22 protein-coding genes are annotated in these 21,824 nt (G+C 34.1%); 18 read left to right on the top strand and 4 right to left on the bottom strand.

Annotated features, from left to right (window positions below):
- Positions 1–52 precede the first annotated feature (52 nt).
- The 4 genes from CQA66_RS02025 to dnaB all read left to right on the top strand — a co-directional run bounded on the left by CQA66_RS02025 (position 53) and on the right by dnaB (position 4,357).
- Positions 53–1,441, top strand: a complete 1,389-nt coding sequence (locus CQA66_RS02025; protein ID WP_104763653.1) for an outer membrane family protein — start codon at positions 53–55, stop codon at positions 1,439–1,441.
- 123 nt (positions 1,442–1,564) lie between these two features.
- Entirely contained in the window at positions 1,565–2,104 is a 540-nt protein-coding gene (locus CQA66_RS02020; RefSeq protein WP_233707790.1) for a hypothetical protein, read from the top strand.
- 9 nt (positions 2,105–2,113) lie between these two features.
- Positions 2,114–2,881 carry a YceI family protein gene (locus tag CQA66_RS02015; RefSeq protein ID WP_104763652.1) on the top strand — a complete coding sequence of 256 codons (768 nt, stop codon included), beginning with the start codon at positions 2,114–2,116 and terminating at the stop codon, positions 2,879–2,881.
- Positions 2,882–2,896: 15 nt separating this feature from the next.
- Positions 2,897–4,357 (top strand): replicative DNA helicase, encoded by a 1,461-nt coding sequence (dnaB, locus tag CQA66_RS02010; protein ID WP_104763651.1) that lies wholly within the window; start codon positions 2,897–2,899, stop codon positions 4,355–4,357.
- 540 nt (positions 4,358–4,897) lie between these two features.
- Here the strand turns inward: dnaB and rpmA are convergent.
- Both rpmA and rplU read right to left on the bottom strand, forming a co-directional pair.
- Entirely contained in the window at positions 4,898–5,161 is a 264-nt protein-coding gene (gene rpmA / locus CQA66_RS02005; protein WP_104763650.1) for a 50S ribosomal protein L27, read from the bottom strand.
- 9 nt (positions 5,162–5,170) lie between these two features.
- On the bottom strand, positions 5,171–5,491 hold the full coding sequence (gene rplU / locus CQA66_RS02000) for a 50S ribosomal protein L21 (protein WP_104763649.1): 321 nt from the start codon (positions 5,489–5,491) through the stop codon (positions 5,171–5,173).
- Between the two features lie 138 nt (positions 5,492–5,629).
- On the opposite strand from rplU, the gene CQA66_RS01995 reads away from it, so the two are divergent.
- Positions 5,630–6,118, top strand: a complete 489-nt coding sequence (locus CQA66_RS01995; RefSeq protein ID WP_104763648.1) for an OPT/YSL family transporter — start codon at positions 5,630–5,632, stop codon at positions 6,116–6,118.
- Between the two features lie 87 nt (positions 6,119–6,205).
- On the top strand, positions 6,206–8,224 hold the full coding sequence (locus tag CQA66_RS01990) for an ABC-F family ATP-binding cassette domain-containing protein (protein ID WP_104763647.1): 2,019 nt from the start codon (positions 6,206–6,208) through the stop codon (positions 8,222–8,224).
- A 274-nt stretch (positions 8,225–8,498) separates the two neighbouring features.
- Here CQA66_RS01990 and flhA read toward each other — a convergent pair whose 3' ends face one another.
- Positions 8,499–10,736: a flagellar biosynthesis protein FlhA gene (flhA, locus tag CQA66_RS01985; protein WP_104763646.1), complete on the bottom strand. Its 2,238-nt coding sequence runs from the start codon at positions 10,734–10,736 to the stop codon at positions 8,499–8,501.
- A gap of 118 nt (positions 10,737–10,854) precedes the next feature.
- Here flhA and rpsO point away from each other — a divergent pair, with 118 nt between their 5' ends.
- The 12 genes from rpsO (at position 10,855) to CQA66_RS01925 (ending at position 20,014) form a co-directional block, all read left to right on the top strand.
- The gene (gene rpsO / locus CQA66_RS01980; protein WP_104763645.1) at positions 10,855–11,130 is read left to right on the top strand and encodes a 30S ribosomal protein S15; all 276 of its coding nucleotides are present in this window, start codon (positions 10,855–10,857) and stop codon (positions 11,128–11,130) included.
- Positions 11,131–11,187: 57 nt separating this feature from the next.
- On the top strand, positions 11,188–12,186 hold the full coding sequence (locus CQA66_RS01975; RefSeq protein ID WP_147289194.1) for an A24 family peptidase: 999 nt from the start codon (positions 11,188–11,190) through the stop codon (positions 12,184–12,186).
- A complete protein-coding gene (locus CQA66_RS01970) occupies positions 12,176–13,195 on the top strand; it encodes an LptF/LptG family permease (protein ID WP_104763643.1) in 1,020 nt (339 codons plus the stop codon). Before CQA66_RS01975 ends, CQA66_RS01970 begins: the two co-directional genes overlap by 11 nt.
- 8 nt (positions 13,196–13,203) lie before the next feature.
- Positions 13,204–13,983, top strand: coding sequence for a tRNA pseudouridine(38-40) synthase TruA (gene truA / locus CQA66_RS01965; RefSeq protein ID WP_233707789.1), 780 nt, complete (start codon positions 13,204–13,206; stop codon positions 13,981–13,983).
- A gap of 18 nt (positions 13,984–14,001) precedes the next feature.
- Positions 14,002–14,541 (top strand): hypothetical protein, encoded by a 540-nt coding sequence (locus tag CQA66_RS01960; protein WP_104763641.1) that lies wholly within the window; start codon positions 14,002–14,004, stop codon positions 14,539–14,541.
- A gap of 3 nt (positions 14,542–14,544) precedes the next feature.
- Positions 14,545–15,180, top strand: coding sequence for a hypothetical protein (locus CQA66_RS01955; RefSeq protein ID WP_233707788.1), 636 nt, complete (start codon positions 14,545–14,547; stop codon positions 15,178–15,180).
- 140 nt (positions 15,181–15,320) lie between these two features.
- Positions 15,321–15,587 carry a flagellar biosynthesis protein FliQ gene (gene fliQ, locus CQA66_RS01950; protein ID WP_034557034.1) on the top strand — a complete coding sequence of 89 codons (267 nt, stop codon included), beginning with the start codon at positions 15,321–15,323 and terminating at the stop codon, positions 15,585–15,587.
- A 20-nt stretch (positions 15,588–15,607) separates the two neighbouring features.
- Positions 15,608–16,546, top strand: coding sequence for a UDP-N-acetylmuramate dehydrogenase (locus CQA66_RS01945; RefSeq protein WP_104763640.1), 939 nt, complete (start codon positions 15,608–15,610; stop codon positions 16,544–16,546).
- Positions 16,547–16,716: 170 nt separating this feature from the next.
- Positions 16,717–17,208 (top strand): rRNA maturation RNase YbeY, encoded by a 492-nt coding sequence (gene ybeY / locus CQA66_RS01940; RefSeq protein ID WP_411698861.1) that lies wholly within the window; start codon positions 16,717–16,719, stop codon positions 17,206–17,208.
- Positions 17,209–17,556: 348 nt separating this feature from the next.
- A complete protein-coding gene (hslV, locus tag CQA66_RS01935; protein ID WP_104763638.1) occupies positions 17,557–18,105 on the top strand; it encodes an ATP-dependent protease subunit HslV in 549 nt (182 codons plus the stop codon).
- The gene (gene hslU / locus CQA66_RS01930) at positions 18,102–19,439 is read left to right on the top strand and encodes an ATP-dependent protease ATPase subunit HslU (protein WP_104763637.1); all 1,338 of its coding nucleotides are present in this window, start codon (positions 18,102–18,104) and stop codon (positions 19,437–19,439) included. Before hslV ends, hslU begins: the two co-directional genes overlap by 4 nt.
- Before the next feature lie 50 nt (positions 19,440–19,489).
- On the top strand, positions 19,490–20,014 hold the full coding sequence (locus CQA66_RS01925) for a hypothetical protein (RefSeq protein ID WP_104763636.1): 525 nt from the start codon (positions 19,490–19,492) through the stop codon (positions 20,012–20,014).
- Positions 20,015–20,033: 19 nt separating this feature from the next.
- Here CQA66_RS01925 and mrdA read toward each other — a convergent pair whose 3' ends face one another.
- The gene (gene mrdA, locus CQA66_RS01920) at positions 20,034–21,824 is read right to left on the bottom strand and encodes a penicillin-binding protein 2 (RefSeq protein WP_104763635.1); all 1,791 of its coding nucleotides are present in this window, start codon (positions 21,822–21,824) and stop codon (positions 20,034–20,036) included.

Raw genomic sequence — 21,824 nt, 5'->3', positions numbered from 1 at the left:
TATAATTTCACGCAATAAATTAACCAGTTATAAGTTAGGAGAAAAAGAATATATGAGTTTAAAAAATCCATGTAATTATATTTTATCTGTTATTATTGTCTATTTTTTATTTACATATTGTATTTACGCTGATGTACATTCAAACAATATTGCAAATGATGTTGCAGAGCAATTAGTCGAAACGTCTTTGATAGAATCAAATATCATGCAAGATTCGAAGAAAAGCAATTTGTTCATTCAAGGTGGTGCAGAAATTTTTAATCGTACAAGTTTCTCAACTAAACAACGAGTTCCCAGTAATAGCTATGGGTATTTCTTAGGTGAACTTAGCTTGGGGTATGATTATAAAGATTTTAGTTTTGTTATTGGTGCAGTAGGGGCAGGATTGGCTTATGATTCTACACGCAATGATTCTAACGGGGCACTTGGCTTTAATTATATAGGTGCGTATCCGGGGTATTTAGCAAATCAACAAGCAACAAATCTTAATACACACAACTATTTCATTCATAATGCTTTTATTGCCTATAAGAGTCCTTTATTGACGCTTAAATTGGGTAGATTTTTACAAGAGGATGATGATTGGTATGATAGCTATGCAGAGGGCGGTATCGTCACGTTTCATTTTGCGGACAATTATTACTTTAAGGTTTTTGGTTCTAGTACCTATGCGCTTGTAGGTCAAGGATGGTTGAATGATTTTAGTCGTACGTATTTTACAAATGGATTGCTTAATGCGGAATTTGGCTATCAAAGTGCAGATTTTAGAGCTTCGATTTATACTTACTACGGAATTCAAGAATTTGTCGCACCCGGTGTAAATGTGGAATTTACTTTTGGAGATTCTAGCAATGTTCTTGCGGCTACAAAATTTACGGCAATTTTCCCTATTCATCGAGAATTAGCAAATGAACAAGGATTTTTTACTGATATTCGTAGTGCCGATGGCTTTACTGCGAGTATCTTGTTGCGTGAAGATATTACCCTATTTGAAAAATATTTTATCGGAATTGCAATGTATAAAAATATTGGTAATGCCAATGCGCGTATGGCAATGTTTGGCAATCCGTTAGGTATTGATATATGGGATAATAGCGTTTATGTTACAGGGGCATCCTTGAATGCTTCTGTTGCGCCAGATGCGCTTAGTGCGATGTTCTTTACTAAAATGCAATACGATAATCTAACAACCTTGTTGCAATCTGTGTCATTGGGGATCAACGGTCGCTATACTTATTCGCCTAGTAGTGATGAGTATTCTTTGAGTTTCTTTTGCGATATGGATATTGCAGAATATTTCACATTGGGATTAATACTGAATTACTACACTAGTGTAGTAAAAAATGAACTATGGATAACAGAAGAAACCATGCGGAATAATGCTAGCAGGGCAATATTTGATAGAAGTTATCTCATGACGCGTATTGCCTATAATTTCTAAAGAACTTAAATTTAAGTATTTTATTGTTTGTAGTTAAAATCCCATCGCGTTAGATTTTCAATTTTGTTGTAAAATCTATAAATCACTTGGTGATGGTACGAAATTATGTTTAAGGAGATAAGTATGTTAAGGCTATATAGCATTATAATGCACGTTTTTGTTGTGGCATGCACAGGACTATTAGTAGCTGCTATGGCTGGTTGTATGTCTCAACAACAGGAAATACAACAAGAAACAAGCAAATGCGAATCTTACAAACCTTACGGGAGTGTTACTTTTGAAGTTGAAGGTGATATGAGTGAGCTGGTCGAAAAAACTGCAAAAAAAGCATTGACAAAAAGTTGTTTTAAGAAATCCGATCAAAGCAATGCCAATATGCGTATTAAAATTCACTCCACCCAAACTTCACATGCTCAATCTGGATTTATCCAAGATAAGCATGATAATTCATTTGGGCTTGATATCACTGCCATTATGTTGATTCCTACTCAACAGGGTGGTTTAACTACGATTACTGGCAAACAAACTGCGAATTTACATTTAAAGTCTACTACAATTGCTGATTTTGGTAGTAAATCAGAGCTTTCCGAGAAAGAGCTTGTGCCTTTTATTGAAAGCAATGTGCTTATTGCGCTTAATACACTCTTTAAAAATATTTCTTAAGATTCTATGATGAGACGATTCTATCAATATATCTTATTGTTGATCTTTGCATTCGGGCAGCTTGCTTTTGCAAAACAAAATACCAATAATGACAATGAATACATTATTGATAGATTGCACTCTAGTGTAAGTTTTGGGATAAAGCATTTGAGTGTAGCCGATACAATTGGAGTCTTTGAAGAATTTGAAGGCATGCTTGTATTTGAGCAAGGAGAGATTAGAAAGTTACAAGGAAAAGTTTTAATTAAAAGTATCAATACTTTTAATACAGCAAGAGATCTTGACTTACAAGATTCTAAGTTTTTCTCACAAGATATTGCTTTGCTAGAATCTCTTTCTTTTCAGAAAAATACGTTACGAGCTAGATTAACAATTAATAATATTACTCGAGAAATTGTATTCACGGCACATATCACAGGACCAATTCGCAATCCAAACTTAGATAGATCCAATACCGCGTCGCAGAATATTTTGCATAACCCCCTTTTGAATAAGAGTTCGAATCAAGCAACACAATTTCAAAAGAAGCAAGATGTAGCATCGACAAATAGAGTAGCGCAGTTCGATTCTGCAATTAATAATCCACTTACTCACCCCATGATGCGCGTATCTAACGATTCTGATTGTAATTGCTATGTGAGTTATGGAGATAATGTTCTTGGCATTGAGCTTTTTGGTACAATCAATCGTTTTGATTTCCATATTGCTGATGACACTCCAAAGGAATTACTTGGCGATACAGTATGGATAAAAATTATTTTAGAAGCTTCACGGTAATTCTTAAGGAGCGATATGGACGATGTGATTGTTAAGATAGAAAAGATCATTCTTTCTGCTATCTTCTTTGACCAAGAGAAGTTCGATGAAATTTCTAGTAATCTTTCTCATAAAGATTTTACGACTCCCTTACATATTAATATGTTTAAAGCATTTGAATTGCTACAAAAAGCCAATACAGTCTTTACTCCTGAAATTGTATGTTTGGAAATGCAAAAAGACATGCCTGCTATAACCCTTGATGACATCAGTGCGATTATTGCGGAGTCTCCGATTGCAGATATAGATTCTTATGTGCAACAAATAAAAAATGCCTCTGTTAATAGAACATTGTTTTCATTAGCAAGTTTTATTCGAGATTCAAGCCTTAAGGTGGGATCACAAGCTTTTGAAACACTCAAAGAAGTAGAAAAGAGAATTTACGCCTTAAGCATGCAAAATGTTTCAAGTGATTTTCGTTCAAGTGAAGAAGTAGTGCTATCGACAATGTCTATGATAGAGGAAATCAAAGGGCTGCAAGGTGCAATTAGGGGTGTTGATACAGGATTCAGTCGTTTAAACAGCCTTACAACAGGATTTAATACGGGCGAACTTATTATTATTGGGGCACGTCCTGGTATAGGGAAAACCGCACTTATATTAAGTATGACATTAAAAATTATTAGTAGTGGTAAGGGTGTTGCGATATTTAGCCTTGAAATGCCTGCCGAACAACTTATGTTGAGAATGTTTGCGGCAAAAGGAAGAATTCCATTGCAGAATATGCGTTCGGGTTCTTTAAGCGATGCGGAGTGGAGTAAGCTTAGTGTTGTAGCACAGGATTTATGCGAAAAAAGGAACCTCTACATTGATGACGGTTCAGTACTTACACTTACGTCATTGCAAACTAAATTGCGTAAGCTATTTGCAAAAGATAGTAGTGTTAGTATCATTATGATTGATTATTTGCAGCTTATGAATCAAACAACAATGGGCAATAATGATAGATATAAGATTGTTAGTGAAATATCAAGAGGACTAAAGCTTTTAGCCCGAGAGCTTAACGTTCCTATTATTGCATTATCACAGCTTAATCGTTCTCCTGAGAATAGAGAGGATAAGAAACCTATTATGTCTGATTTACGTGAAAGTGGTTCAATTGAACAAGACGCTGATATTATTCTTTTTCTTTATCGAGAAGCGCATTACAAGGAAAGGGAATCCAAAAACAACAAAAAAACAGCATTAAAGAAGAAACAACAAGGCGAGAATATAGAAATACCAGAAATATTTGTTGCTCCGCCTATTGAGGAAGTAGAATTAATAGTTGCTAAAAATAGAAGTGGGGCTGCAGGAGAATCAATTAAAATACTGTTTCATAAAGAATTCACGCTTTTTGAAGATATGGAAGAAGAAAAAATTACAGAAATGTCAATTAACAATACGACAACGATTGATATGGATGGTATTGATGTTGGAGGAATACCCTTAGTATAAGTATCTTTGTAATTTTATTGACTTATCGCGCAGTAAATTAGATTCATAGTGTTTTGTATCGTAATGGTTATAGATTTCTTAAAGTTATTATCTGATAATCTTAAGAAGTCTATAACATCAATGTTATAGACACAAGACAAGAAGACTTAAGTCTTCTTTTGCATGAAAGCAAAAGTAGTTCCATATTATGATTGTTAAAATATCAACATAGAATATTGTGTAGATATTGTAATAATTGTGCAACTTTGTAATAATTTTTTTGAACATTTGTTTTAATTAAAACACTGCAATTTAGGAATGTCAAGGTATTAAGGATAAGTTTTAATTTTGAGAATGTCAAAAATATTTTTATACGACAATAGAAATCTATTATTGCATTTTGGTATTTGTGAATTTATGGAATCTAAACTTCAGTTATTTAGTTGTATACGTGGTTAGTCAAACCGTAACAATTACTTGTGATAAGCATATTGCAGTAGAAATGCTTGGCATGATTTGCATAAGCCAATGAGTTATGCAAATTAGAATCTTAAGTAAGAGTTATGCAGGATTGTTGGGGATAATGGACACTTTCTTCCTATATTTATCCTTTTGTTTAAAATGCACGATACCATCAACTAACGCATAAAGTGTGTGGTCCTTGCCTATACCAACATTTTCTCCGGCGTGTACTTGAGTACCCCTTTGTCGAACAATGATGTTTCCAGCTCTGACAAATTCTGAACCAAATTTCTTTACTCCCAATCGCCTTCCTGCGGAATCCCTGTTATTTTGTGTGCTGCCTTGCCCTTTTTTATGTGCCATAATTATTCCTTATTTGATAATATTAGTAACTTTTACTCGTGTAAAATCACGTCTAAAGCCTCTTTTTGTTTTACTATCCTTTCGCCGCCTTTTCTTAAAGATAATAACCTTTTTACTTCTACCTTCGTTAATAACTTCCAATTCTACTTTTGCATTTGCTACGAAAGGAGAACCTATCTCAATCTGATTTTCTAATGAATCATCTAATATAGCTAAAACTTCACAAATTTCTAGCTTAGACTTTGGCTCAAGACTTAATTTATCAAGTAGTAAAATATCACCCACTTGCGCCTTGTATTGCTTGCCTCCGTTCTTAAATATTGCTTGCATAGCATTCCTTATTTAGTAAGATTATAAGGCTATTATTATAACATATTTTACTAATTTATTATAAAATTCTTAAAGTAAATATATAACATCGTGTGTTGTAGTAATGTTAATGTCAATCATATTTTGAATGGAAAGTTGATGCTAAAAAGTTGTAAAAAAATCTTTTTTATTGCCGTGATATTATTGCTTGTATTGTTATTGGTTGTTGCAGTATATAAGCCACAATGGCTCTATTCTTTAATAGCCGCAACTTTTTCTTATATTCTTACTATGGCTGCTTCAATGTATTCTATTGGTAAAAAAATATCTCAAAAGATTACACAAGCTCAACATGATATAGAACAAGAATCTATAGAATTTCCGGATAATTCTACTGCATATAGGGAGAAACTACATCCTAAAAAACAACATTATAAAAAAATGTTAACATTCCTTAATATATCTAAAGTTAGTTTAGGTTTTGAACTCAGTTTTTCTTGGATAAGAATTTTGGCTTTTATCATTATGCTTCTAGGTTTTGCTTTATTAATTTATTATCAAGTGTTTTACCCTATTGCTTATATTCTAGGTATTGCATTGGGTGTTATCATTGTGGTGGGTTATTTGTTTTGCAATGCAAACAATTAATTGTAGTTTTCTTTGATTCTTAGAATCTTATGTCTTTCTATAATTGCTGCTAGCCGCAATAGATACTTCATCAAAAGGGATATATTAATGACACTTCTTAGCTTACTTGGAGTCTCTAAACGATATGGTGATAAAGTTTTATTAAACAACATTGCTTTAACTCTTAAAGAGAAAGAGAGAATAGCACTTATTGGTAGAAATGGCAGTGGCAAAAGCACACTTCTTAAAATCATAGATTCTTCTGTTCAGCAAGATGTCGGACAAAGAATGGCAAAAAACGATCTTCAAATTGCTGTTTTACCACAACATCTGTCGTTTAATACAAACCATACTGTGTGGCAAAGCATAGAATCTAGTCTTAGTGCTTTAAAAAATGCACATGATAGATGGATGCAAATTGCAAATATTCAAGGTTTTTTAGATAACACCACATTACGACAAGAATATGATAGATTGTATAGTTATATCACACAGCATGATGGTTGGGATTTGGAATCCAAAATACAATACATTATGCAGAATTTTGCTATAACGGATTATAAAAATCGATTAAGCGTATCTCTTAGTGGAGGTGAGCAAAAACGTGTTGCTCTTGCTTGTATTTTGTTGCAAAATGCTGATGTTATTATCCTTGATGAGCCTACTAACCATTTAGATGTAGAAATGGTAGAGTTTTTGGAGCAAGTGTTATGCAAAATATCGAGCACTGTTATTTTTATTAGTCATGATAGATATTTTATTGATAAAGTTGCGACTCGAATTATTGAACTTGAAAATGGGAATCTTAGTAATTTTATAAAGCCATCCCATACGGAAGGTGCTTATCTGGGATATCTGCAAATCAAGCAGCAAATGTTACATAGTGCTCAAAAAGAGCAAGAAATACTTAAAAAGATTCTAAAGAGCGAAGAGCAGTGGTTACAGCGAGGCGTGCAAGCAAGACGCAAGAGGAATGAAGGTCGCAAGGAGAGACTTTTGGCACTTCGCGCGAAAGTAAAGTCTATGCCATCATCTATACGCAATATTACACAAACCCTTGAAAGAACTTTTAACAATCTTGCACAAGAGGATCCTAAGAACAATAAAAAGATTCTCTTTGAATTGCGGGATTTTACAATACGATCCAATGATACAATACTTATTAACACATTGAATCTGGTTATTTCACAAGGTGAGAAAATAGGTGTTGTGGGTAGAAATGGCAGTGGCAAAAGCACATTCCTTAAGGCTTTATTGGGGGAATATCAAGATCAACAGCTTACCAATGCAGCCATTACCATTACAGGCAAACTTATAAAGTCGCCAATACGAATAGGTTATTTTGATCAGCATAAAAAGATGTTGCAAGATTCTAAGACGCTTATTGAGACTTTTTGCCCAAATGGTGGAGATACAATCACTATTGATGGAAAAAACATACATGTATACGGATATTTGAAGCAGTTTTTATTTCCTCAAAGTGAATTGGAGAAAAAGATAGGATTACTTAGCGGCGGTGAAAAATCTCGTGTCGCTTTAGCCCTACTCTTTACGAAACAATATGATTGCCTGATATTAGACGAGCCAACGAATGATTTAGATATTGTTACGATGAATATCGTAGAGGAATATTTACAACGTTATAAAGGTGCAGTGATATTTGTTAGCCATGACCGTTATTTTGTTGACAAAATTGCCCAAAGATTATTGGTTCTTAGGGCGCAAGATTCTACAAAGAATGAGCCCACACATTTTATTTCACATAAAAGTTATAGCGAAATTATTGATCAATACAATGAACTCAAAGAACTCACTTGTGTATATAATGATGAAATAAAAGTAAATTCTGTTAATGTGAAAAATACACGACAAACTACTTGCGATAAATCGCAAGATTCTATTAGGAAACAATCCAAGAAATTAAGTTACAAAGACCAACTAGAATATGATAATATAGAATCTCAAATAGAGGAATTAGAGCGTGCCGTAGCATTATTGGAACATCGATTGGCAACACCCGAAGAATACCGGCGATATGGGGTAGAAAGATTAAGTGAAGAGTTACGTAGCGCACAAGCAGAATTAGAATCCAAATGGCAGAGGTTTGCTGCATTATGCGATAGATGATTTTATAAGTTTATGACAGCTAGAATAACCAATAACTTTTTATAATATTCATATAGATTCTGTACAACATCGTAATTAATGTAGCTACAAATAAAAGGCAATTTATTGCGAATGCAGATAACGACTTCTATACTTTAGTTTATAGCCCATTTTCTCAACAATTGATTGATAACATTCTGAAAATTCTAAAAGAGAGAAGCGAATTTATTGAAAGATTGATTCGCAGATTCCAAATTTGACTAAATCCGACTAATTAACTAAGGCAAATTAGCTATTAATGAAAGGGTATGTCAATAATTCCCATAACTTCAAATGAAGTATTAGGATCAATTTCTGCATGACTTAAAACCACTACAGAATCTACACCAAATTGCTCGAGTTGCAAACTCAATGAGGCTCTGATGTTAGAATCTACAACCAATACCACAGGAGCAATGTTTCTTTGAACGAGCTTTAGGCTTTCTTGTCTCACCGAATCAATGAGTTTTTGCATTTCTGTTGTATTGAGCAGTAAGATTTTATTACCATGTTGATCTTTTAATTTGCTCTTTAAAAATTCAGTAGACGCATCGGAGAATGTTAAAAACTTGAAATTTCCATCTTCAGCTTTAAAAACATTTGTAATAACTCGGGCAAGTTTGGCACGTACATGTTCCACAATAATGGGAATATCATTTTGCACGATAGGAGCTATATCTGTGATTGTTTCTAAGATAGTAAGCATATCCTTGATTGGAATACCTTCATGTAATAGTGCTTGCAAAACACTGCGAATAACGCTTGAGGGGACTTTTTTGGCTTCTTCAATGGCAGTTGGGTATTCGCTTTCGAGTCTATCCATGAGTTTTTTCACTTCGTCTTTAGTGATAAATTCTTCAGCATATTTCTTGACTAATTCACCCATATGCGTAGCAATTACAGTAGCAGGATCAATCACTGTATATCCTTGAATGATTGCATCTTCTTTAAGGTTGGAATCTATCCACATACCGTCCATACCAAAAGCAGGTTCTTTGGTAGGTATTCCATCTATCTCTTTTGTAACCATACCTGTATTCATTGCTAAAAATTTATCAGGCATGACTTCACCATTGCCTATTTCTATGCCTTTTAGAAAGAATTGGTAGGTTGTAGGACCAATTCCTGGATCATCTGTCATGCGAATTTGGGGCATCAAAAAGCCATAATCTCTCGCAATTTTCTTACGGATTCCACGTACTCTTTCTAATAAGTCGCCACCTTGTTCTGCAGCAGCCAAACGTATAAGATGATAACCTAAATGTAATTCTAGGAATTCCACTTTTAGTACTTCATTGATAGCTTTTTCTTCTTCTTTTTTGATTTCTTCTTGTGTTTTTGGGACTCTTTTAGGTGCTTGTTCTTGAATCGCAATTTTTTCTTTAGAGCTTGGCTGTTTTGCTTTATCTTGCGTTTTTGCTTTACCAAAACCACTAAGTAGTTTAGTAATTTGAGAGAAAGCAGATTGTTCATTGTCCTTGTTAATAAGCCATGCAGCAAGCCAAAAAACCATTGATACAAGCATAAGCGGGTATGCTGGGAAACTAGGGGCAAGCGCAAAGATAAAGAGTACAAACCCTACAATAATCAATGTTTTTGATTTTTCTGTTAGTTGTTTTACAAGGCTATTTGCAAAGTTTTCTTCTTCGCCTTTTGTGGTTCGTGTTGCTACAATACCAGTAGCCGTAGCAACAATAAGGGCTGGAATCTGCCCTACAATTCCATCACCAATGGTAAGAATAGTGAAAGTTTCCGCGGCATCAGTCATTGTCATTTTATCTTGAAAGACACCAATTGCAAATCCACCAACGATATTCACAATTGTAATAATAATGGCTGCAATAGCGTCACCCTTCACAAATTTACTTGCACCATCCATAGCACCATAGAAATCTGCCTCTTGTGCTAATTGTTCGCGCCGATTTTTTGCTTCCTTTTCATCAATTAACCCCGCATTCATATCCGCATCAATTGCCATTTGTTTACCAGGCATTGCATCAAGGGCGAATCTTGCTCGTACTTCTGTAACTCTCGTAGAACCATTGGTAATCACAAGAAGATTCACAATCACAAGAATTATAAATATAATGATCCCTATAACATAATTCCCACTTGCTACAAATTCCCCAAACGCTTTCACAATTAGACTTACATGATCTGTGCCTTTGCTTCCTTCGCTTAATATCATTCTTGTGGTTGCAACATTCAATGCGAGACGATAGGCTGTTACAAAGAGCAAAAGAGTAGGAAAAGTAGAAAAGTCCATAGGCTTATTAATGTAGAGTGCAATAAGGATAATCAACAAGGAGAGAGCAATAGAAATAGCGAGTAAAAAATCTAACGCAATGGAAGGCAAGGGGATAATGATAACGGCTAAGATAGCAATAATAAAGACAACGACACCTAAGTCTTTAGATTTGCCAACTAATTTTAAAAAAGGAAAAGCTTTTTGCATGACACCGCTTTTTTGCTTGTCATTACTTGCTATAGCCATTAGTAGTAATCCTTAGTTTTTTGAATAAATATACTTGTAATTCTACCAAAAATATTAAAAAAGTATGTTAAAATACAGGCTTTATTTTGTCATTAACGAATGTTTTTAGGAGATTATTATGGCTATAAGTACAACAAATAAGCAAGAAATTATTACTAAATTTGCAAGAGATACCAAAGATACAGGTTCAAGTGAAGTGCAAATTGCACTTTTAACACATAGGATTACAAATCTTACAGAACATTTAAAACAGAATCCCAAAGACCATTCGAGTCGCTTGGGGCTTTTAAAATTGGTGGGACAAAGAAAAAGTTTGCTTCGTTATCTTAAACGTAAAAAATATGATATTTATATTACTACTATTAAATCACTTAATATTAAAGATAGGATTTGATACTCAAGTTTAATGCAATTCGTTGCATTAAGTAGGGTGAAATGTAGAGCGAGATTAATGCTAAAAGATATTGCAAGTTTAGGAATTAGTCTGCAACCGCTTGCAATTTTTATCATTATCACAATGGCGGCTATCATTTTTTGGTTGCTTATTATGTATTTTTTTAGAAAGATTTTACACTCTGCGGTTTTCGTGCGCTCTCATAGATTACTCGCTAAGACTGAAGAAAAAGAATCTTTCTGTCAATCTGGTGATTCAATATTTAATAGTGATTCGGCGGATTTGGTATCGTCTACGCATGAATCAAAATGTAATAGTTATGTAAATGAAGAAACTCTTGTAGTAACAAAAAATGTTCGAGATAGTTATTGCTTTAAATGTTCTTTTGTTGATTTGGTAAAGTTATTTTTACATGTTTGTATAATACTTTTTCTTGTGTTATTGAGTTTTTATCTCATTATCCATGCTAATGTTTTTCAGAATGAAATAGACAATAAGCAGATTCGTGATGCTTTTACCTTAGAAATCAATTTGCTTGCTATGGTTGTTGAGCACTATCTTGCTACCTTTTCTCTTTGTGTATTTTGTTTGGTATTATGGTACGCGTTAAGCATAATGGATTTTGAGTTTTTTTGTGTGCCCAATATTTTGCTTGTATGTTTTTTTGTTGCAAGTTGCGCATTATATTATTTACATGTTGGATGGATTACTTTATATCCGCTTGCTATGTTAGGTATTGTTTATTTGTTTTTTTTCTTAATACATTGTATCAGCGCAAAACAACTCATGGGAGAAGGAGATATTTGGGTGTGTTCGTCTATGATAGTATTGCTCTCTTCGTTTTTTGAGGAGGAATACAGTATAGTAGCCCAATCTCTTGTTGTTTCTTCAGTTTTAGGCATTTTATCTACTTTTGTAATTTCCATACTTACAAAATATAAATGTCGTTTAATATCATTTAATACTCGTCCTCTGCATATTGCTGAAATAAAGATTCCTTTTGTGCCCTTTTTATTTTTGGGATTCATTCTTGTGAGCTTATTCCATGTTGCTTAAAAAATATATTTTACAAGCAATAGGAGAAATGTTTTTCCCCTTTTTTTTCGTACTCTTTTTTATTTCTTCCATTGTTCTTCTTCTAAATATTGCAGTATTGACAAATGGTATTAAAATTACCGTATCAGATTTAATGTTATTGTATTTTTATGGCATACCTGGCAATATCTTTTTTGTAATAGCCATCACTTTCTATGCAGCTTGCATATTGGGATTGAGTAGGCTTTCTTATGATTCTGAAATGCTCGTATTTTTTTCATTGGGCATTAGTCCTTCTAAGATTATAAAAATCTTATTGCCTTTATGTATTATGGTAACCTCTATTCTCCTTATGTTTTCTCTTATTATGGTGCCTTTAGCGAAAAATGCTTATCGTGATTTTATTGCCTACAAAAAAAACACCATAGATATTAACCTCAAACCTGGTGATTTTGGGCAAAAAATTGGTGAATGGTTAATTTATGTTGATAGTAAAGAGAAGAATTTGTATAAGGGTTTAGTGTTGTATTCTAATGATGTTGCAGAATCTAAAAAAGGACTTATTATTGCGAAACAAGGGGAAATACTCAATCAGGATGGAATTTTAGAGTTACTATTGTATGACGGTGATTCCTATTTAAATAATAACGAATCGCTACAAAAGATACATTTTGATTCAATGGTTGTTCGGAGTATTCTTCCAAATTCTAGTTTGAGTTCAGATGATATTTATGAATATTGGCTTCCAGCATTGCAAGGAGAATTTGGTCGTCTGCGTGCGTTAGTGCAAGCTCTTGCTATTTCATTTTTTCCACTCGCTAGTATATTTTTTGTGTTGTTTTTTGGCATACGCAATCCAAGATTCCAAAAAAACTTTGCTTATTTCTATGTTTTAGGCAGTGGAGGGTTTTATTTATTAAGTATGTATATTCTCTCCATAAAATTACAATTAGCTTGCTTATTGCTTCCTTTTCTTTGGTTTTTTATAGGAAAATGTTATTATGCTCTCTATGTTAAAAAGTACTATTGAGATATGTTATGGATTCCATGTTATATAAGAATATTGCTTGTATTATCGCTTATGATGGTTCAAAATTTTATGGTTTTGCAAGACAAAAGACTCAAGATTCGCAAGTGTATCCGACTGTGACGGGTTTCTTTGAAAATGCCTTAAAATGTATTGGAATTTTTACACATATTATAGGTAGTGGGAGGACAGATAAGGGGGTACATGCAACTTATCAGGTTATTAATTTTCATGCAATACTTTATATGTCATTGTCAAAGATGCAAAAATTGCTTAATGATAGATTATATCCTTTTGTGAGGATAAGAAAAATTTATGAGGTTTGTTTGGATTTTCATGCGAGCTTACATGCAAAGGCACGTTATTATAAATATATTTTTACCCGAGAAGAAATCTTGCCTTTTTACACGCATTATATTGCAAAAGTACAATACGGAAATGTAGAATTATTGCAACAAGCACTGAAACAATTTAGGGGGGAACATGATTTTTCTCTTTTTAAAAAGAATGGAAGTGAGACGAGGCATTTTACGCGTGAGATTCTAAAAGCCAATCTTTTTCCTGCCAAGATTCATAATATTCATTGTCTTGTTGCGCATATTGGAGCGAATGGTTTTTTACGTTCTCAAGTAAGGTTAATGATGCAAGCTGCCATTTATGTAAGTTTGCAAAAAACTTCATTAGATGATATAAGAGAACAAATTAATAATGTGTTAGATTTGGAGGATAGTAGATGTGTGCGCTCTCTAGTTCCAGCCTGTGGGTTATATCTTACAAAAGTAATTTATTAAATTTCTTTAAGGGTATATATGTTTGAGTTACAACCACAAGACTTTAAAAAAGATGGAGATGTTGGTATTTATTTACATTGCCACAATATTTTTTTGTCTATCTCTTTGGGGTTTTATCTTAAGGGGCATTTAAATACATTAGATAAGGCTGATTTTATCATTACTGATGTTGTGAATTTGGAGAAAAAATATACCCATTTGCCCGTGTGCATGATTGGTAGAGATTTATATACGCCTTGCAGCGTTTACGAAATGTTTGCACAGCTTCATGATTTTTACAGCCATGTAAATGCCAAGCAAGTCAGTATTTTTCAACAAGATTTACAGCATATCAATCAGAATGAAAGAAACATAATAAGCAGACAAAATACCATACAACAATCTTTGATATACCAAGAACAAAGGGCGCAGAATGCCCTTATAGAATCTATTAAGCAAGAGAAAATGCGTGAATTGCTTAGAAATACAAATCCAGAATTAAGCGGTCAAATTGAGGTGCTTTTTGATGAACTCTCGCAAAAAATTTATGAAACGCTTAATCAACATGGCAAGAAGTAAATGATGAAACAATATTTTTATATTGCGCGATACGGCATTCTTGTGTGTTTTATGTTTTTCTGTGTGGCTTGTAGCGTTAATAGACAATTGCTTACCTTGCAAGAAAGTAAAAAAATAGGGTTTCTTAGCGATGGAAGTTATGTCTTGCAAGATCCTCCCGCAGGTAAGTCAAGAGTGTATGTGTATCGCGATAAAAGTCCTATAGGTTCTTATTTGGGATATACTTTGCGCATAGAATATGAGCCTAAAAAAAACAAAAAAGGTAGACCAAACTACCAAAATTATCAAGATTCATTGGGATATCTTACAGTAGGACGAACTTTTTTTGCAGATATTTGGGCTGGACATCCTGTTGCCATTAGTGCTCATACAGAATCTACTTCTTATCTCCTTTTTACCCCTATGGATGGGCAGATTTATTGCATAAAAGCAAATATGAAAAATGGTTTTACAATACATAGACCAAACCTTGTATTTGTTGATAAACATACTTGCGAAGAGGCTTGGATTGACTACTTCTCGAGTGAGAATATTGAGTTTCAAAATAAATGGCGCAAATATTATAATGAACAAGCAGGAAGGATTCTTATAGAACCCCCTTTTGCTACCAATACGTCGGAAACAAAAGATTCGTTATAGGTTTTTCAAGCAGCACATAGTGTTTGATTATCAATGAATTATTATTAGATTTCATTGAGCTTTAAAGAGATTCTAAGGGCAAAAAAGTTATAATGATTCCTCTTTCATGCAATACACAAATATACAATACAAGGACGAGAATGGAACAGCAACTCATGTCTCTTGCAATTCAAACTTACAAAATTACTTTATTTTTGTCTCTACCTGTCTTATTTGTTGCGTTAATTATGGGGCTTTTAATTAGTATTTTTCAGGCAACAACGCAAATTAATGAAATGACATTATCTTTTGTGCCAAAGATATTAGCTGTTATCGCGATGATTATTTTTACAATGCCTTGGATGCTTAATATGCTTATGGATTTTACAAAGCTAGTTATTAACATGATACCAAAGATAATATCCTAATCTCAATATAGTGGGACATTATGGAGGTGAAAGAGATAGATTTTACGCGGTATTCAAGCATTAGAATCGGAGCAAAAACTGCCGTTTTTGTTATTGAAAGACATGATGTTGGCGCAGAATTTGTAGAATATCAACCCCACACATTTACTTCAAAATTACCCTCTTATTCGTGTCACAACAAGGTGCAAATACTTAATAACTTAACTTTGCATGTACCTTTAGCTTGTTCTCTTCTGAACTTTGTAGATTTAGCTTCTTGTGTGAGGTATAAAAATGACACGTTGTATGTGATAGGTAGAGCAAATAATTTATTAGTATCACCAAATGTAAGTAATCTTGCAATGTTGGGAGAAAGTTTTAATTATATTTCGGATATAGGCGAGTATATCGAAATGGGTGCTAGTGTCAATAGTTTGCAGGCGTTTCTTTATTTTAAGAAATATGATATACGTGGGCTTGAATTTCTTAAGGATCTACCAGGAGTTGTGGGGGCATTATGCAATATGAATGCAGGTATGAAAGATTATGAAATCAAAGATACTTTAGCGCAACTCAATATTAATGGTCAATGGATAGATGTAGAGCATTTGGGATTACATTATAGAGGAAGAGATTCTAAGGGAATTATTTTTGCGGCAAGATTTCATAAGCAGCAAGGTTTTAGAAAAGCATTACTACATTCTTTTTCTGCTATGCGAAAATTTCATCCTCACAAACCAAGTTGTGGGAGTTGTTTTAAGAATCCTCCAAACAACTATGCAGGTAGGCTATTAGAATCTGTTGGATTAAAGGGGTTTGCTATTCGAGACATTGCTTTTAGCACTAGTCATGCTAATTTTCTGGTGAATCTTGGACATGCTAACTTTGATGATGCTATTGCGCTTATTGGTTTGGCAAAAGAAAGAGTGTATGAACATTTTGGAATCATGCTCGAGTGCGAAGTAAAAATATGCAAATAGATATTGTTGATTCTTCAGGATTTTTACAGAGTGCAAAGACACTAGAATCATGGGAAGAGTTTCAGAGAAATTTACAGCAGATTCCTTATAGAATTGAGAGTTCAAGTAGGGAAAGTACAACGTATTTTGTTTTTCTTGCGAAATATATTTTTGTGAATTTTTGCAATCTCATTCATTCATTTTGTCAAGATTCTGTCATATCAACTGATAAGTTTATTCACAGCCTTTTTATTGAACTTCTTTTTGTGGATAGTGCGGACATACGAGATATTAACTATGAGTATTTAAAGAAGGATTACAGCACTGACGTGTTGAGCTTTCCGCTTCAAATATTACCTTGGAATCCTTATGAGTTTATTACGGCGGATTATGATTTTGTCTTGTGCCCCGTTGCTATTGATGGCACAGCGCATTCCATTCCAATGCAATGTTTGGGCAGTATTATTATTAATACGGATGAAGTACTTCTTCAAGCAAAAGCCCTAAAGCACAATCTCTATGCGGAACTTTCTATTTTATTCATTCATGCTTTTTTGCATTTATTAGGGTTTGATCACGAACGCGATAGGGGAGAGCAGAGAAATTTTGAGAAAGCAATTAGAGAATCACTCAATCTACCCTACGGATTAATTGAGCGAAATATTATGGGTGAAACCTCATAATAATTGCAATGTTTGATAATTTATCTAGTTTATTTGTATGTAAAGACCCGATAAAAGCAAAGGAAATATTTGTAGATTCTAGCTAGCAATCTATGATGATAGCCGGAGTTATAGATGGTAATAAGTTGCAATAGAATGGTATTACACGTAAATCGTTTGATGAATAAAGAGTTTGATATTGCTATTGTCTTTGCAATAATTAGGCAATAGATAAACAATATTCATTGGTAGAATGGGGGATTTCTGTTACTTTGCTTTGCTCTTTTTATTTTTAATTATAAGCTATAATACATCTTCTGATTTTTCATATTTAACACTTATAAGTGCAATCTTTGAAGGATATAACTCATGTTTCATGCAACAACAATACTTGGCTATGTTGGCACAAAGAACAACAAGCCCTATGGAGTAATAGGTGGAGATGGACAGGTAAGTTTTGGTAATTGCATTATGAAAGGTAATGCTAATAAAATTCGTTCTTTGTATGGAGGGAAGATTCTCAGTGGTTTTGCTGGTAGTACAGCCGATGCCTTTAGTCTTTTTGATATTTTTGAAAGGATTCTTGAGGGGAAAAAGGGCGATTTGCTTAAATCTGTTTTGGAGTTTAGTAATGAGTGGCGTAAGGATAAATATTTGCGCAAATTAGAAGCAATGATGGTTGTTTTAGATTCGCAACATATTTATATTTTAAGCGGCACAGGAGATGTATTAGAGCCAGAGGATGGCAAAATTGCGGCTATTGGTAGTGGAGGTAATTTTGCTTTGAGTGCAGCTAGAGCCCTTGAGAGGTTCGCAGATATGCAACCAAGAGATTTAGTTTTGCAATCATTGCAAATTGCAGGAGAAATTTGCATTTATACTAATACGAATATTAAAATTTTGGAGATTACACAATGAATGATGTTTTATTTGCTCAAACACCACGTGAAATTGTTGCCTACCTTGATGAATATATTATTGGGCAGCACGATGCAAAGAGATTCGTCGCTATAGCTTTGCGAAATCGTTATCGTAGATTACAATTACCAGTGGATATGCAAGAAGAAGTAACGCCTAAAAATATTCTTATGATAGGCTCAACAGGGGTAGGAAAAACAGAAATCGCGAGACGCATGGCAAAGATTATGGGGTTGCCTTTTGTAAAGGTAGAAGCTAGTAAATATACCGAAGTGGGGTTTGTGGGTCGAGATGTAGAATCTATGGTCCGTGATTTAGTGAGTGCGAGCATCAATCTCTTGCAAAATAAGAAAAAAGAAGAATCTTATGCAAGCATACAAGATTATATCCTTACAAAAATCACTCAAAGGCTCTTGCCACCGCTTCCGTCAAGTGTAAGTGATGAGAAGAAGCAAGAATACAATGAGAGTTTTGAAAGAATGAAGCAAAAGGTTGCTGATGGCAAAATGGATTCAGTAAAAATCACCATTGATATTGCCAAGCAAGAAACAAAAGTTGATGATGGATTGCCTAGCGAATTGATTAAGGTTCAAGAATCACTTATGAAAGCTTTGAGTGCTAAAAACGATAAAGTAAAACGAGAACTTACTATTAAGGAAGCTAAAGAATCTTTGCAAGTTGAGGCGCAAAATGCCGTTTTAGATTCTGAAGCTATCAAGGCAGAGGCTTTGAAATTAGCCGAACAAAGCGGTATTATATTTATCGATGAAATAGATAAAGTTGCTGTTTCTTCTAAAGATTCTAGCAAGCAAGATCCTAGTAAGGAAGGTGTACAAAGAGACTTATTGCCTATTGTTGAAGGTAGTATAGTGCATACACGTTATGGGCAAATTCGTACCGATCATATTTTGTTTATTGCAGCGGGTGCTTTTCATTTTAGTAAACCTAGTGATTTGATTCCAGAATTACAAGGTAGGTTTCCCTTACGTGTCGAATTACAAACTCTTAATGAAGAATCTCTTTACCAGATTCTTACCCGAACAAAAAATTCCATTATTCGCCAATATCAAGCATTACTTTCTGTGGAAAATATCACACTTGAATTTGAAGATTCTGCATTAAAGGCTCTTAGTAGGCTTTCGTATCATGCTAATGAGAAAACTGAAGATATAGGTGCTCGAAGATTGCATACTACTATTGAACGTGTATTGGAAGATATTAGCTTTTGTGCAGAGGACTATGCGGGGCAAAAGGTTGTTATTACTCAAGAAATGGTAGAAGATAAGTTACAAGATTTAGTTGATAATGTAGATTTAGCCCGCTTCATTTTGTAATGTAGATTGTATGGGTTGTAATTTTCTTATTACGTTTTCAGGAAATTTTTATGAGTATCAAATCTATTAGATTACTCTTTATTATTGGAATTACAATAAATATTATTGCTTCTCTTGTTGAAGTTTTTTCGATTAGAGTTATTTCATACCACCTATTTTTTTTCATTTCTATGGTTGGGCATAGTATTTTTGCAGCAGGTTTGTGGTTTGTAGATAAAGTGGCAAAAAGCTTGCTGTGTAGTTATTATCTTGCTATGATGATCGTAGGCTGCCTATTCTATTGTTTGCAGTCGTATCAATTTAATTCATTAGTGATACTTCTATGCGCCTTGTTTTTTTTATTTCTTGTATTTAAATATCTTAATGGGTTCACACAAGTCAGTGGAAATTATTTATTTATTTCTAGTTTCTACTGCTTAATAGTTTGTTGTATGGTTGGAGTGTGTTTGCTTAAATTTAGCAATGTAGTAGATTATCGTGCGACAGTAAGTTTCATTGTTGGTTTTATGATTTTTCCAGCTTTCATTGTATATATTGTAGCGATTCTTAATTTTAAAACTATTAGACAACGATAAGAAGAAACAATCTAACAAATTATTTAATATAACCTAATTCTTGCATTTTGTTAGTGAGCTGCACCAAAAGAGGACCACCTCTGCTACCTCCACCTCCGTGCTCAATCAGTATTGTGATGACATATTGGGGTTTATCATAGGGGATAAAAGCAGTTATCCAGCTCTGTGAACGATGCCAATAGTCCATATCTGTTTCCTTTTTACGTCTAACGGTATCTTGAGAGATTTTTACTACTTGCGCAGTACCTGTTTTGCAGGCAATCTTTACTTTGCTTCCTTGTGTAGCGCGGTAGGCTGTCCCAGTGGGATCGGAGCAAACTTGATACATACCTAAACGTAAGGCAGGTAGCTTGGATTTCTCAAAATCTGAAAGCACATCTTGGGTTTTTATTTCAATGGGATTTCTTCCTAATTCTTTCACAAAGTGTGGCGTTACTAACTTGCCAGATGCAAGCAGTGCAGTATAACGTGCAATTTGCATTGGAGTACTAAGAAATGATCCTTGCCCTATTGAGGCAACAATTGTATCCCCCGCATACCATTGTTGCGAATAGGATTTTATTTTCCATTCAGGTGTGGGGAAGATACCTGCATTTTCGTATGGTAAGTCTATACCTGTTTTTTGTCCAAACCCCATTTTTGACATAACTGTCGCCATATTTTCAATCCCAATAGTCCTTGAGAGTTTATAGAAATAAACATCAACACTTTCTCGAATCGCTTTGTAGACATCAGCACTACCATGTCCACCCATTTTCCAGTCCCGAAATTTATGCCCATTAATATCAATGAAAGGTGGTGTAGGAATGACGGTGGATTCTGTAATATCTGCAAATTCCAAAAAAGCCAATGCCATACCCATTTTTACAATAGATCCTGGCGGATATTGTCCATTAATGAGCTTATTAATGAGCGGTCGATAGGGATTAGTGAGAAGAGCATGGTATTTTGCATGCGAGATGCCACCTATAAAATCATTAATATTGTATTCAGGATAGCTTCCAGCAGCTAAGATTTCGCCGTTGTTTGCATTCATAATAATTGCAGCACCTTCGAGATTATGAAAGACAGAATCTAGCTCTTCTTGCAGTCGCATATCCAGATTTGTTTTAATGTTGTTGTTGCTTGTGGGCTGATTCTCTTCAATGAGTTGTACTTGTTGATTGAGGCTATTGACTTGAATTTTGCGATAGCCTAGTTGTCCTTGTAGAAATGAATTGTATTGTTTTTCTAAGCCTTGCTTGCCAATGACTTTGGTATATTTTGAAACCGGTTCTATCTCTCTATCCCTTGCATCGCTTGCGCCTATATATCCAATGATATGCGATGCAGAGCTATTGTTTGGGTAGAATCTTCTAGTTGTAGGAGTAATGATAATATTTTTACGTTGCAAAATAGCACTATAAATAATTTGCATTTGCGCGTAGGGGATAAAGTCTATTAAATGCACGGGCGTACGTCTGTAATGGTTGCTGAATTTTTCGTATTTTTCTATTAATGATTCTCTGTTTACATCCACTATATAAGAGGCAATAAAATCAATTTCTTCGTGGTATTCTGATTTTTTTAGTTTATTTTTTAGTGCAAGTGTGAATCCTAAATCATTAATCGCAAGCGGCTCGTTATTGCGGTCTAGAATTTGTCCTCTTACTGGAACGAGAATCTCTGTCTTGAGAGTGTTGTCAAGCGAAAGTTTGGAATAGTATTGGTGTTTTGCTATTGATAGTATATAAAGCTTTATTAAGATAATAGCGAAAACAATTGCAAAAACAACATAAATAACTTTGAAGGTAATAGGCGTTTTTTTCAT

It is taken from the genome of Helicobacter aurati (assembly GCF_003364265.1).
GTDB classification, from domain to species: domain Bacteria; phylum Campylobacterota; class Campylobacteria; order Campylobacterales; family Helicobacteraceae; genus Helicobacter_A; species Helicobacter_A aurati.
Note: the sequence above shows the minus strand (reverse complement) of the source record. Positions and strands in the feature narration are given on the sequence as shown.